The organism is Bowmanella denitrificans (assembly GCF_002887595.1).
GTDB classification, from domain to species: domain Bacteria; phylum Pseudomonadota; class Gammaproteobacteria; order Enterobacterales; family Alteromonadaceae; genus Bowmanella; species Bowmanella denitrificans.
Genome location: NZ_PEBU01000003.1, coordinates 440,315 through 453,433, shown reverse-complemented (window position 1 = coordinate 453,433; position 13,119 = coordinate 440,315). Strand labels below are relative to the sequence as shown.

The window sequence follows — 13,119 nt, the reverse complement described above, 5'->3', positions numbered from 1 at the left end:
AACACATAAGCGGCGTTACAGGAAAGACATAATGACAAATCGTAAACCCAATAAGCTTTTGTTGGCGGTACAGGCCGCCTTGCTTGCCAGCCAGGCCTTACCCGCCCTGGCCCAGGAGGCGGACCAGAATGAAGTGGAAGTGGTGGAAGTCAAAGGCTTCCGTGGCTCGGTACAAAAAAGCCTGAATATCAAAAGGTTGTCCAGTACGATAGTGGATGCCATCTCTGCCGAGGATATCGGCAAGTTCCCTGATCAGACGGTGGCCGATGCTATGTCGCGTATTACCGGGGTGCAGGTGGAAAAAACCGATGGCGAGAGTGATAAAGTCAGTATTCGTGGTACCGCGCCGCACCTTAACCTGACTTTGCTAAATGGCCAGAATGTGGCGTCAGCCACGGCCTCGACCTCCATTCTGACACCATCCAGAGGCTTCAATTATTCCTTGCTGCCTGCCGAAGTGGTGGAAACCCTGGAAGTGCATAAATCAGCCCAGGCCAAGGTAGACGAAGGCTCTATTGGCGGCACTGTGATTGTGAAAACCCGCAAGCCATTGTCTTCCGATAGCAATTATCTGGTGCTGTCGGCTCGTGATGGTTACCAACAAAGCAGTGGTGAGCACAGCCCATTGCTGTCGGGTTTTTATTCCTGGAAGAATGAAGACAGCAACTTTGGTTTGAACGTCGGTGCGGTATACAAAGACAACAGTATTCGCAGGGACCGTTTGAATACCGCCGGTTTTGTGCCAGCCCAGATTGACGGTAAGGATCTCTATGCACCGTCGGAAGTGCGCGCTTCACGTTATGAATCGGACAAAGACCTCAATACCCTGACCGCCACCTTCGAATATGCGGCGAGCGATGCCCTGAAACTTACCTTTAATAACCTGTATTCCAGTGTCGATGTCAGCAATAAGCAGGTGGCTAACGGTGCCTATGTGGTCGGCAGTGTCAACGACATCATCAATTCGCAGCTGGTAGGTGACACCATAGTGTCAGGTCAGGTCCCTGGCAATGAAGCGGATGCAAACTGGGCCAAAGAAGTGCTGTACAGCGCCGGTAGCCACGACGGCAGTTACGATACCCGCGTGCATGATCTGCAACTGGAATACCGTGGCGATAACTTTACCTGGACCGCGCAGCTTGGCCAAACCAAGGCTGAAGGCGAGATTCAGGACGATCAGGTTGAGTTTCAGTCCAGCGCACTGGTGGGATTTGATCTCAGTGGCGGCCAGATCCACTATGATTTGCCCGATGATTTAACCCCGCAAGGCTACACCGGCCTCTACACCCATAGAAACCTGATCAGCAATACCCAGAAAGAAACCTACCTGCAAACCGATTTGAATTGGATGCTGGACTCAGACTGGCTGAAGTCGGTGGATGTGGGTTTGAAATACCGTGACCACAATAAAACCTCCGGTTTGTACAAGGTGGTATGGCACCCTAATGATGTGGGGGCCATGACCCTGGCAGATTTTACCGACGGCAAGCTGATGGACGACTTTATGGGCGAAGGACGCCAGCAGTCAGACTTATACCAATTCCGCTATGCCAGTTGGGACGAGTGGACAGCCTCTACCAAGCCACTGCGTGAATACGACCATATGCAGTATGGTTTCGATCTGACCGAAAAAGTCACCAATGCTTATGTGCAGGGAAATTTTGCCTTCGACAAACTAAGCGGCAATATTGGCGTGCGTTATGCCCGTACCGAGCAGCGCAGTGAAGGGGTGGACTTTTACATGAAATATACCTGGGATCCTGCGTCCTGGACCTGGGTACCGGTGATCGTCGACCGTGACTACACTGATGTGCTGCCGAGCCTGAACCTGAATTATCAGTTGCAAGATGATGTGATCCTGCGTTTCGCTGCATCCAAGGTCATGTCGCGTCCGGATTATGATCTGTTGACCAGTCGCCGGGGGTACCGGTTAAGCGCCTGGTCTAACCCCAAAAATCCTGGGTTCCAGGGCAATCCAAACCTGGAGCCTTATCGTGCGACCCAGTACGATTTGTCGGCCGAATACTACTTTACCAAGTCGTCTATTTTGTCACTGGCGTTTTTCTATAAGGACATCAGCACTTACATTGACGAACAGTACTTCCCGGAGATGCTGCCGGATGACGAGGGTAATGTACAGGAATACAACCTCAAAACCCCGGTCAACAGCGACGGTGGTGTTAACCAGGGTATTGAGGTGAATATTCAGCATGACTTCAACAATGGCTTTGGAGTGCTGGCCAACTATACCTACGCTGATGCGGATATGGACGAGGAAGGTAAGGAGTTACCCAACAACTCAAAAGACACCTATAACGCCACGGTTTACTATGAAAAGCATGATCTGTCGGTGCGACTTTCCTACAACTACCGCGGCAGCTACTACGCTGGTGTGGTAGGGGATCTGCGCTGGTACCAGGACGGTTATGGCCAGTTTGATGCCAATATCAGCTATAACCTGAACGATAATGTGACCTTGCTGCTGCAGGGGGTAAACCTCAGCGACAGCAAACAGGAAGCCAATGTAGGTGACGACAGCCGCCCCTACTTTGTTAACCACTATGGCCGACGTTTGTTTGCCGGTGTGCAAATGAAGTTCTGATAGCGGTTATCCCGAATAGTCAAAGGCCACCTGCGGGTGGCCTTTATAGTCTGTTTCAATTGACAGTTGTTCCAAAGGGGGAGGAGTCAACTGAGTTGTTGAAATGCGTTAAATGCTATCTGTCGTCCGACTCTGAGTTGCGGTCAACAAATCTTCAATGACAGGATAAACAATGTAGTTCACCAACAGCTGCAGTATTAAGCGAGCACCCGGGCCCTGTCGGTATTGCTTTTGAATGGGTGGTCAAAAAATAGTCATAAATTTACCTTAAAGTTGACCTGCCAATAAGGCGCGAAATTAATTTAACTCTAAGGAAAGTCAAAATGAAAATGGTGAAAATGTTATGTGCTTCGGTTGTGCTTGCTTCAATGTCATTTTCCGCTTCTGCAGCAAAATATTGTTTGGGCACTGTCAGCAACGTGAGTGTTAACTCGAATGGAGCAACAATTAGCGCATTTTATAATAGCTCGCTGGACCCGCTTTTCGTACCAAGTTCTCAATCAAACTATGCTTCGATTGTGTCTGCGGCAATCAGTGCAGCAACCAGCCAAGACACGGTTCGTTTCTATGTATATTCTGAAACTGACGACGAAGGTCGCGATGTTAGTTGTTATGACAACACAACTGATTTGGTGAGCAACATCATTGTTGACTGATGCAATTCAAGTGGAGAGAGGCTCTCTCCACTTACTTTCATGCAATTACAAAATACTTCAACTTATTGATATTTAGCTACTTTATCAGGCAACGAGTTTTAAATTAGATTCAAAAGCCAGTATGTTTTTGTTGCCAATCTGTTTGTCGGCATTGCTGCAGACGGTTTTGCCCCTTAGCCTTGCGATCCCCTTAGTGGGTCGGAATTGATTCCGACAGCCAGCCCGATGCAACCCAGGTAGGTCGAAATTTATTCCGACAAACATAGCCCATCCCCTGCGATTAACAGACAAAAACCTGACGATAATCTCAATTAGGAATTATTATCATTTAATTGCTGTTACCCTTACCCTGTTGTTTTCCAAATGGTACATGATGCAATGAGTAAACCCAGTCCCCGCCAGTTAACCCTGATATCTAACCAACTTCTGACCCCACATATGCGCCGATTGGTGCTGGGGGACGAGAGTCTGGCTGATTTCCCCGACGTTTACCCCGGAAGTTATATCAAGCTGTTGTTTAATGCCCAGGGGGAAACCGATCTCAGTCAACTCAGCCAAGAGCAGCGGCCAGCCATGCGTACCTACAGCATTCGCGCGTTGGACAGACTAAACGCCAGGCTCACCCTGGACGTGGTGATGCACGGCAAAGGCCATGAAACCGGGCCGGGTTCAAACTGGGCGGCAACGGCCAAACCCGGACAGCCTATCTGTATTGCGGGCCCTGGACACCTGGCCAAACATGCCGCCTTAGAGGAAGGCGCGGATTGGGTATTTTTTGTTGGTGATGCCACTGCGTTACCCGCCATTGCCTGTTACCTGCAGAGTCTGCCGGCGCAGACCGTCGGCTATGCGCTTATTCAGGTGAAAAGTGTCGATGATATTCAGCCACTTAGTGCTCCAGCCGGGGTCGAGATTCGCTGGCTTCAAGAAGAGGCCAGGCAATCCTTGTCTGAACAGGTTATGGCCCTGCCCTGGTTACCGGGGCGGGTAGGGGTATGGGTTGCCTGCGAATTCGACATGATGCGAGCGCTGCGTGGCTATTTTCGCAATCAACGTAGTGTGCCGCATCAGGATATTTATATCAGCAGCTACTGGCGCCGCGGTAAGCCTGAAGATCTGCATGTGATTGATAAACGCGAAGATGCTCAGCAGTTTGAGGCTGGTTAAGGTAGGGAAAAATGTGAACAGGCATTAACTGATGAATATTTGACCTGGTGGCTGGTTCTGGCAGAATTTTCCTGATGGTTTCTCGGGCTTAACCAATACGGGGCTCCCGCATAAGGGAAGTGATGGATGCCAAATCAAGTTCAACAGGCTGTTAAAGGCTTTCTGCTATTTTTGTTCAGATTTGATGGCGAGCTGAACCGGCGATATTTCTGGCTGCATTTTGTCTTGGCTCAGTGCCTTATTTTGGTTGCCGTTATTCCCAGTAGTGGGCGGGAAGGGGGCGAACTAACTGTTTGGAGCTCCATGCTACTGATTCTTGGCACATTGGCCATGATTTCTGCATGGGTCAGACGGCTACGGGATATTGGCTGGACCCTGTTCACCTTAGTGTTAATGCTTGTTCCCTATCTTAATTTATTGCTGTGGTTAGTTATTGGTCTGACCCGCGGCGGTGCCCAGACCAATCCATTTGGTTTTTTATCAAGAATCAGCGCTCATACTTATGTGGGGTTGGGAATGTTAGTGCTGATGTTGGCAAAATTGGGCAGTGATATGGCGCCTACAGTGGGCAAAAACCTACCCAGTGGCAACATAGGGGCTGATTTAGCCAGCCCTCAAACAACAAAGCTGCTTAAACCCTCAGTGTCTGAAGGGCAACTTGAGTTACTGGAGTTTGCCCGCCATGAGTTGGAAAGCAACTATTATCAGCATGGGCCAATTTATTATAAAACTACGGGTTCTTTGGCCGAGGCCCAGGTTTTTTTCGCCAGACGTGTCAAACATCCTAAATTGGTGATGGCGATACCCAGAACTGAACAGGAGATCCGCAAAATATACGGCAGTGATCTCAGTCCGAGGGAGGTTGCGCTAATCCAAGAGCAGATGCAGCAACTTGACAGGCAAATGCAAACAGCCCCGCTTCAGGCAGATACGACCTCGGGACCACTGTCTATAGCAACGTTGAACAGGCAGTTGGAAAATGAAGCCGTGGATACGCTGATACTGGTTGGGCACAGCAATGATAAAGGGGTGTTGCTGCCAAGTGGAGAAATGGTCAACCTTCCTTATCTGATTAATAAAGCTATGCGCCACCGTAAGCAGGTGCTGGTGTTATCCTGTAACTCGCAAAAACTGGTTGGTGAAGGCAACAGTGGTCTGGTGTCCGTGGACAGGCTGGAATTTGAAGCTATTTTGGCGGGATTGCATCAGGCTGAGATCATGCGTTGTCGTAATCAACCCTGTAGCACTTCCATGGGAGAGTATCTGGCTGAGTTGGACAAAGGAATAGCTACTGCCGTGCAGGCTGCCAGGGGTAAAAAAACCGTCGTTATTGCAACCCTTAGCGGCAGCGTTATGGTAACAGGTGTGTATCTTATCAATGAGGAACGGGAATGAAGATATTTGGCCATCAGTTGGATTATGCGGCTAAGGTGTTCGATGCCCATCGCCGGCCTGTTGACTGCGGTGCCGATGATACGGAACTGAAACAAAGGTTAACCTTGGCCCAGGGGTATTCCCGGGTTGTGATGCAGATTCTGGTGTCACTGATTATTTTAGCCGGATGCTTCGCCATTCTGTGGTTATCTGATGACCAAAGCCTGCAAAAAGGCAGCTTTGGATTGATGGGTACGGTTATCGGTTACTGGCTGCGTTAGCATAGTGAGATAGACTGGCGGGAATCAGCATCAAGGTAACTGGCAGCCAAACAGCCCCTGGTCAAACTCGCTGAAGGCGCAGGGGGTTCGGGGCACTATTGATCTTGTCTAGCCCCCTGAACGGCTGATTACTTCATGGCCGTTGTAAATTAAACGGGTTGACCAGGGAATGGGGTTTCTCAGGGCATAATGGGCCATACAACCATTTTCTGCTTCATTCAGTAGATCTTTGATCCGCTCTTCTGGCTCAGGGCTGTCAATCAGCACATGGGTTTCTACCACATCGCAGCCACCTTCGGTCATATAGCCATGCTCGCGCATATGGCCAAGGTTAGTACGAAATACAATGCGCTGTTCGAGCTTCAGGCTGTCTACCCGAATGTTACGGGCATTGAGGATATCGGTTAAATGGGTCATTAAGCAAAAACCAATGCCTGCCGCAAAAAATGCCAGGGGCGGTGGCGCGGTATCTTCACCAACCGGCGGCTGCTCATCGCAATACAATGTAATCGGGCTGAAGCCGGGAATATTGACCGACACCACCCCGGTTTTGCTTTGCATCTTACCCGCTTCTGCCACCAGGTTGACTTCGAAACGGTAGGGTTCGGGATGCCGCGCTTTGCTAAAGGGCGAAATCTGATACTGAGTGGTTTGCGGTTGCTGGTCGCTTAGCTCGCCAACGTGAAAAAATTTGTCTGCCATGCTTGCCTCATTGATGTTCTTAACCGGTAAACATTTTAGGGCTAAAGACGCGACGGAAGTCGTCAAAATGGCCTTTGATTTGCACTTTTTTGACGGTATCGTGCAGTTATTGATGTGATTATGAAGGAATCCGTTATGTTGACCGAGCAAGATAAAAAGATCCTGGCGCAACTGCAGGCCAATGGGCGTATGTCGATGGTGGAGCTGGCTAAAGCAACCCATATGTCTGAGTCCACTTGCCTGCGCCGCACCAAAAGCTTGGAGGAGTCTGGGGTGATAAAGGGCTATGGCGCCATAGTGGATGCCGAGGAAGCGGGCTTTGGCGTCACTGCCTTTGTGCAGGTCAGTATCAACCAGCAAAATGAAGCGGCCTTTGACCGGTTTAAAATGGCGGTACGAGCCCACCCCCTGATCCTGGAATGTTACTCCTTATCCGGTGCTTATGATCATCTGATGAAAGTGGTGGCACGAACTAATAAAGAACTGTCGCACTTTATTCTGAAAACCCTGCGCGCCTTTCCCGAGGTCAGGGAAGCGCAGACCTTGTTTGTCTTGCAGCAGGTTAAACATAGCCGCGCTTTGCCGGTAAACCTGCCATAAAAGAGCAGTGCCTAGAAGGCCAGCGATTCTGAAAATACGGCCGCTGGCATATTGTTACGACAACGGCTCGTTTGTTTTCAGTTTCTCCCTTGAAATCAGGCTGCTTGATTAATAACGCCAGGTCAGTGTGGCCTGAACCTGCCGGGGCGCGCCGTAAAAGGCCTGGTCCCAGTAAAGGCTGGCCAGGTGTTTCTTATCCGTCATATTGCTGGCATTGAGGGCCAGGCTCAGATTGTCACTGGCCTCATAGCGAACAAACAAATCAATCAAGGCATAACCTGGTTGCTCGCGGCGCAGAGCTGGCTGTGGCTCAATATAGATATCATCCTGCCATTTCAGGCTGGCACCCAATGACAGCGCTGGCAAGCTGCTGGGATAGTAAACCCCCGACAACTTGGCCATATTGCGCGGCACATAAGTACGAACCTGTTGACCATCGTTACCCTCGACGCTGTTTAGCCAGGTATAACCAAAGCTGATGTTAAAGGCATCACCGATACTGCCCACCAGTTCAAGTTCTGCACCATCCGATTGATAGTCCAGACCGTGGTAGGTATTTACGCCATTATTGACAGCGGCAAATTCACCAACGTTTTTCAGATCGGCGCGAAACAGCGCCAGGGTGGCGGTGGCGTTGTTATTCAGATTGAACTTGGCACCGATTTCGGCATTGTTGCCTTTGGCAACGCCCAATGCCTGAAAGTCCGGGTCGACAAAAGATTGCGGGGTAAACACCTCACTGTAGCTGGCGTATAAGGCCATGTTTTCATTCAGCTCATATAAACCGCCAAGGTATGGCACGGTTTCGGTGGCATCCGAGCTGGCATCGGTACCATAGCTATAGCCATGCTGGGCCACCGACATATTGCGGGCGCCTAACAACAGCGAAAACGCGTCACTTAAGTGCAGTCTTGTGGCCAGATAAACCGAGCGATGAATCTGCTTGTCCTGATGGCCGCTACTGTAAGGATCCGAGGCATCGAAATCACCGACCTGGGTTTTCCCTGCAGCCCAGTCTGCCCCCAGGGCCGAATCGCTAAATTCGTTGTCGTAGAAGGACTGACCGAACAGTTCAATGTGGGCGTAGTTCACACCCAGCATCAGCTCGTGCTGGCGGCCAAACAGGCTGTAGCTGCCGCTTAAATACAAATCAGCAATGCGCTGGGTTTCATCCAGATCATATTGATTGGGCAGGCCAATCATGCCCAGACCCGTCTGTTTATCTGGTGCGCCGTATACGTACATCACCGCAGAGTCTTGTACTACCTTGTTCTCGCTAAGCAGGGCATTCAGACTCCAGTTGTCGGAGAGCTGATGACGCAATTCGGCAAAGGTCTGGCTGTTTTTCACATCGCGGTATGCCCACTCGGGGGCGGTGCTGGTGGCAACATCAAAATCAGTTGGACTACCGTCGCTGTAAAACAGCGGCAGGGCACCGGATAAGCTGCCATCCACTTTGTTAAGGTTGTAACTGTGACCGAGAGTAATGGCGGTATGCTCGCTAAACACATATTCAGCCACCAGGTAAAGCAGGCTGTTGTCGTCTTCCTTGCGATCCAGATAAGAGTCGGCCCGCTCTTTTACCACCACCGCGCGGCCATTCAGATTAGCGCCAAGGCTGCCAGAAACATCGCCTTCAAAGCGCAACCGACTGTCTGAACCTGCCGACAAACTGGCATAGCCGCTTAGCTGCTCACTGGGGCGTTTTCGCAGATAGTTTACCGTGGCAGACGGATTGGCCAGCCCGGTTACCAGGCCAGCCGCGCCTTTTATCACTTCTACCCGCTCAAATACGGCAGTATCCGGGTTGCCATGGGATAAACCGGCCGAGAAGGGCACACCGATACCGTCATATTGGAAATTCACCACATCAAAGCCGCGAGCCGTGTAATAGATTCGGTCGGTTTCGACTTTTTCCACTGTCACCCCTGGCGTATACGCCAGCAAGTCGTTTACTGAACGCAGGGCGAAATCGTCCATTTGCGGACGGGATACCACGGTGACGGTTTGTGGGGTTTCATAGACGGTCAGGTCCAGCTTAGTCGCGGAGCGGCTGGCTCCCTGGTTACCGTAGACCTGTATCACTTCAACGGCTTGATTGTTCGCCGGATTGGCAGCGGCGGAGTGACTTATTGCTATGGATATAAAGGACAGTTTTACCGCCAGCGCTGCGGCGCTAAGAGGTTTGGTGCGTAACATAAATGTATTCCTGGCCTGCAATTTTGAGGCGACATAGTATGTTGGAAATATATTTTTGTAAATGATAACGCTTATCGTTAAGTGGTTTTGTGCTGATAGTGAAGATACATATATGGATTACTGACAGCTCGCAGCAGCGAGCTTGTAACCATGCAAAATATGCTTATACACTTGGGGGTCATTGAAACTGCTTAAGTAACCGATTTGCTATGCGTATCCTAAATATTAGTATTCTGCTTGGCCTGTTGCTGGGGTGCTCCCAGCCGCCATCTACCGAAGTCGTCAACAACCAGCCTGGCAGTGCCAGTCAGGAAGAGCATCGCTTTAACGTCATACTGAATGGCAATGTGGTGGGGCATTTGTATGCCACCCATCAGAATAACGACATCAGTATTGATTATGATTTTAAAAGCAACGGCCGTGGCCCGGCCTATAAAGAGCAGGTCAGCTTAAACGCAAAGGGCATTCCGCAAAGCTGGAGAATCAGCGGTAACACTACGTTTGGCAACCCGGTGGAAGAACAAATGCAAATTCATGCCGGGCAGGCTACCTGGCGGGATGCCACCGGCCCGGGTGAAGCCAGAATAGACAGTAATGCGCTGTATGTACCGCAAAACAGCAGCCCTTATCAGGCCTATATAATGGCCAGGGCACTGATGCAAACCGAAGGCAAAAGCATGGCCGCGCTGCCTGCCGGCACCTTAAACCTGACGGCGTTGGAAACCTTGCAAGTGCAGAGCGAAGAAGGTCCGGTGACGTTAAACACCTTTGCCCTGGCGGGGGCGGATTTGGACCCTGATTATCTGATCCTGGACGGTAACAAACAGTTTTTTGCCTATATTACCCCGCGTTTGATTGTGATCCGCGAAGGCTTTGAAGCTGAGGAAACTAAGTTGCGCCAGCTGTCGGCCAAGTATTCCACCGAGCGTTTTGAAGCCCTGCAATCTGAATTTGCCCACCATTATCAAGGCGCTGTACGGATTCGTAATGTGCGGGTGTTCCAGCCACAAAGATTAAGTTTGAGTGAGCCTGTGTCTGTGTTGGTAAACGGCGAGAACATCACTGCCATTGAACCGCTGGATATTGCTACGCAGGCCGGTGAAACCGAAATCGACGGCGCGGGTGGCACCCTGATTGCCGGGCTGTATGAAATGCATGCCCACACCGGTGACGACGACGCGCTGATGAACGTGCTGGCCGGCGTCACTTCAGTGCGGGATATGGGCAACGCGCTGGACGTGCTGGACGAGCTGAAAAATAAAATCGACAGTGGTGTACTGGCCGGGCCGCGTATTACCCGCTACGGCATGATAGAAGGTAAAAGTCCGTCCAATAACAACAACGGTATCCTGGTGGAAACCCAGGAACAGGCCATTGCCGCCGTACATACCTATGCCGAGCATGGCTTTGACGGGGTGAAGCTGTACAACAGTATGAAAGGTGAGTGGGCACCGGCCATAGCCGATGAAGCCAAACGGCTGAATATGCGCGTCACCGGCCATGTACCGGCTTTTTCTAACGCCAACGCCATGATCCGCGCCGGCTTTGATGAAATGACCCATATTAACCAGGTGATGCTGGGCTGGGTGTTAAAGCCCACTGAAGATACTCGTACCTTATTAAGGCTGACCGCCCTGGATCGTTTGCCCGCCCTGGATCTAAGCAGCCCTGCGGTACAGGAAACCCTGGATTTAATGGTAGAAAATCAGGTGGCTATCGATCCCACTCTGGCTATTCACGAATACCTGCTGTTGTCGCGTAACGGTGAAACCCGCGCTGGCGTCAGGGATTATATTGACCATATGCCGCCTGGCGTGCAGCGCAGTGCTAAAGTGTCGCTGGCAAAAGTGGCCAGCCCGGAGCAGGACCAAGCCTATCGTGGTGCCTATGAGCAGATCCTGACCACGTTGAAAATGATGAAAGAGCGCGGTATTCAGCTGCTGCCCGGCACCGATCTGGGCGGCGCCTTTAATCAGCACCGCGAGCTGGAACTGTATCAGCAACTGGGTTTTAGCCCGGCTGAGCTGCTGAAGCTTGGCAGCTATGATATGGCCAACTATCTGGGACACGCCGACCGCGGCAGTATCGAACCCGGCAAACTGGCGGATTTCTTCCTGGTGCCCGGTAATCCAACCGAAGATATCAAGGCGATTAAAGCCATCAGCCTGGTGTCCCGTGGCGGCGTGTTTTATTACCCCAGCGAGGTGTACCCAAGCTTTGGCATTAAGCCTTTTACCAATATTCCCAAGGTGAAGGCGCCTGCCAGTTTGTAATTCAAATGTTTAAGCAGGTGGGCGACCCGGTATCGACGTTGCCCACCTGTTTCAATTAATCTTTCGTGCATTGCTGCCAATATTACTCGACGGTTTCTTTTGTCAGCATGTCGATCATGGCCCTGGCCACCCCGGCCGAAGACAAATAATTCTGCCCGGTGATAATCCGTCCATCGATTTCAATATGCGGCGTATTGCGCGGGCTATACAGAAATGTGCCGCCGCGCTGCTCAATGGTCTTGGTAATTAAAAACGGGAATTCCTTAAAGTAAGGTCTGTCGGGATGTTCGTATTCGTCGGGATAGCCGCTGATACGCCGCCCTTTAACCAGGTACTCACCGTTTTGCAAACGAAGATGGGCAATACCGGCGGTACCGTGGCAAACCGCAGAAATAATGCCGCCATGCTGCTCATAGATACTCATACTGATTTTTTGCAGCTGTGGGTGGTCCGCTACCCCATACATAGCATTGGTACCCCCCACATAATGTACGGCGCGGTAGTCTTCTGCCACCACCTGCTCGGGTGTCAGGGTATGACCAATGGCATACATAAAATCGCTGTCGTACAGATACTTTTTGTGCATGGGTTCTGAGGTGTTGATATAGGCCAGCGGCAACGCGCCGCCTTGAGGGCTGACAAAATCAACGCTAAATCCGGCCCTGGCAAATTCGTCATACGCATTGACGATTTCCGAGAAGCTTACCCCGGTAGGCAGGTTGGAATCACCATGAAAATGCGCGCTGGAAAGGATAAACAGAATGCGCTGGCCATTGTGCGAACTGGCCTCACCGACGGCGCTTTTGCTTAAGATTTGCCACACCCCATCAAGCTTTTTCAGCAACAACATATCGATATAGCGCTGCTGTTTTGCCGGCATCAGTATCTCGGCCTTGACGATGGCCAGGTTGCCTTCCCTGTCTACATTTAAAATACGGCCGAGGCGCCCGTTAAACTGGCCCTGATTGGCGTCTTTGTACCAACCAATATAGTCATTTGCCGTGACCTCCCAATAAGGCTGGTCGTTCTTTTCCAGATACAAGCGTGCCTGCTTGTGAAAAGCCTGTTTTAATCTGGCCTTATCGCTGTAGGCGCTGCCGTGGAAATAATGCTGGATGGCGGTTTCTATGGCGGCATGCTCTTTGGCATCTGTCGCCCCTGTGCCGGCATCAGCCGCTGCAAGCTGCGTAAACGTCAGCGAAATCAGCAAGGTGACAAGTGTAAATAATCGATGTTTCAAAATGGTAGCCTCCGTTAAAGTGGCT

Annotated in this window: 10 protein-coding genes; 7 read left to right on the top strand and 3 right to left on the bottom strand. The window is 50.9% G+C overall.

Annotated elements, in window-relative coordinates; all coding sequences use genetic code 11:
• The first annotated feature begins 31 nt into the window (after window positions 1-31).
• The 5 genes from CSR04_RS08790 (at window position 32) to CSR04_RS08765 (ending at window position 6,080) form a co-directional block, all read left to right on the top strand.
• Complete coding sequence (locus CSR04_RS08790; RefSeq protein WP_102795889.1) at window positions 32-2,602, top strand: TonB-dependent receptor; 2,571 nt, start codon at window positions 32-34, stop codon at window positions 2,600-2,602.
• Between the two features lie 323 nt (window positions 2,603-2,925).
• Window positions 2,926-3,258: a hypothetical protein gene (locus CSR04_RS24710; protein ID WP_146027134.1), complete on the top strand. Its 333-nt coding sequence runs from the start codon at window positions 2,926-2,928 to the stop codon at window positions 3,256-3,258.
• 378 nt (window positions 3,259-3,636) lie between these two features.
• Window positions 3,637-4,425 (top strand): siderophore-interacting protein, encoded by a 789-nt coding sequence (locus tag CSR04_RS08775; protein WP_102795886.1) that lies wholly within the window; start codon window positions 3,637-3,639, stop codon window positions 4,423-4,425.
• A gap of 126 nt (window positions 4,426-4,551) precedes the next feature.
• Window positions 4,552-5,820, top strand: coding sequence for a DUF805 domain-containing protein (locus tag CSR04_RS08770; protein ID WP_102795885.1), 1,269 nt, complete (start codon window positions 4,552-4,554; stop codon window positions 5,818-5,820).
• Window positions 5,817-6,080 carry a hypothetical protein gene (locus CSR04_RS08765; protein ID WP_102795884.1) on the top strand — a complete coding sequence of 88 codons (264 nt, stop codon included), beginning with the start codon at window positions 5,817-5,819 and terminating at the stop codon, window positions 6,078-6,080. The genes CSR04_RS08770 and CSR04_RS08765 overlap by 4 nt, the downstream gene beginning before the upstream one ends.
• Before the next feature lie 108 nt (window positions 6,081-6,188).
• Here the strand turns inward: CSR04_RS08765 and CSR04_RS08760 are convergent, their stop codons facing one another.
• Window positions 6,189-6,782, bottom strand: a complete 594-nt coding sequence (locus tag CSR04_RS08760) for an OsmC family protein (RefSeq protein WP_102795883.1) — start codon at window positions 6,780-6,782, stop codon at window positions 6,189-6,191.
• A gap of 135 nt (window positions 6,783-6,917) precedes the next feature.
• Between CSR04_RS08760 and CSR04_RS08755 the strand changes: the two genes are divergently transcribed.
• Complete coding sequence (locus CSR04_RS08755) at window positions 6,918-7,382, top strand: Lrp/AsnC family transcriptional regulator (protein ID WP_102795882.1); 465 nt, start codon at window positions 6,918-6,920, stop codon at window positions 7,380-7,382.
• Between the two features lie 108 nt (window positions 7,383-7,490).
• Here the strand turns inward: CSR04_RS08755 and CSR04_RS08750 are convergent, their stop codons facing one another.
• Entirely contained in the window at window positions 7,491-9,581 is a 2,091-nt protein-coding gene (locus CSR04_RS08750; RefSeq protein ID WP_102795881.1) for a TonB-dependent siderophore receptor, read from the bottom strand.
• A gap of 209 nt (window positions 9,582-9,790) precedes the next feature.
• Here CSR04_RS08750 and CSR04_RS08745 point away from each other — a divergent pair, with 209 nt between their 5' ends.
• The gene (locus CSR04_RS08745) at window positions 9,791-11,854 is read left to right on the top strand and encodes an amidohydrolase family protein (protein WP_102795880.1); all 2,064 of its coding nucleotides are present in this window, start codon (window positions 9,791-9,793) and stop codon (window positions 11,852-11,854) included.
• An 82-nt stretch (window positions 11,855-11,936) separates the two neighbouring features.
• Here the strand turns inward: CSR04_RS08745 and CSR04_RS08740 are convergent, their stop codons facing one another.
• Window positions 11,937-13,094: a nuclear transport factor 2 family protein gene (locus CSR04_RS08740; RefSeq protein ID WP_216362531.1), complete on the bottom strand. Its 1,158-nt coding sequence runs from the start codon at window positions 13,092-13,094 to the stop codon at window positions 11,937-11,939.
• Window positions 13,095-13,119 lie beyond the last annotated feature (25 nt).

Coding starts and splice junctions, on each gene's coding strand:
- CSR04_RS08790 (WP_102795889.1), top strand. CDS start 32: ATGACAAATCGTAAACCCAATAAGCTTTTGTTGGCGGTACAGGCCGCC.
- CSR04_RS08770 (WP_102795885.1), top strand. CDS start 4,552: ATGCCAAATCAAGTTCAACAGGCTGTTAAAGGCTTTCTGCTATTTTTG.
- CSR04_RS08775 (WP_102795886.1), top strand. CDS start 3,637: ATGAGTAAACCCAGTCCCCGCCAGTTAACCCTGATATCTAACCAACTT.
- CSR04_RS08745 (WP_102795880.1), top strand. CDS start 9,791: ATGCGTATCCTAAATATTAGTATTCTGCTTGGCCTGTTGCTGGGGTGC.
- CSR04_RS08765 (WP_102795884.1), top strand. CDS start 5,817: ATGAAGATATTTGGCCATCAGTTGGATTATGCGGCTAAGGTGTTCGAT.
- CSR04_RS08755 (WP_102795882.1), top strand. CDS start 6,918: ATGTTGACCGAGCAAGATAAAAAGATCCTGGCGCAACTGCAGGCCAAT.
- CSR04_RS08760 (WP_102795883.1), bottom strand. CDS start 6,782: ATGGCAGACAAATTTTTTCACGTTGGCGAGCTAAGCGACCAGCAACCG.
- CSR04_RS24710 (WP_146027134.1), top strand. CDS start 2,926: ATGAAAATGGTGAAAATGTTATGTGCTTCGGTTGTGCTTGCTTCAATG.
- CSR04_RS08750 (WP_102795881.1), bottom strand. CDS start 9,581: ATGTTACGCACCAAACCTCTTAGCGCCGCAGCGCTGGCGGTAAAACTG.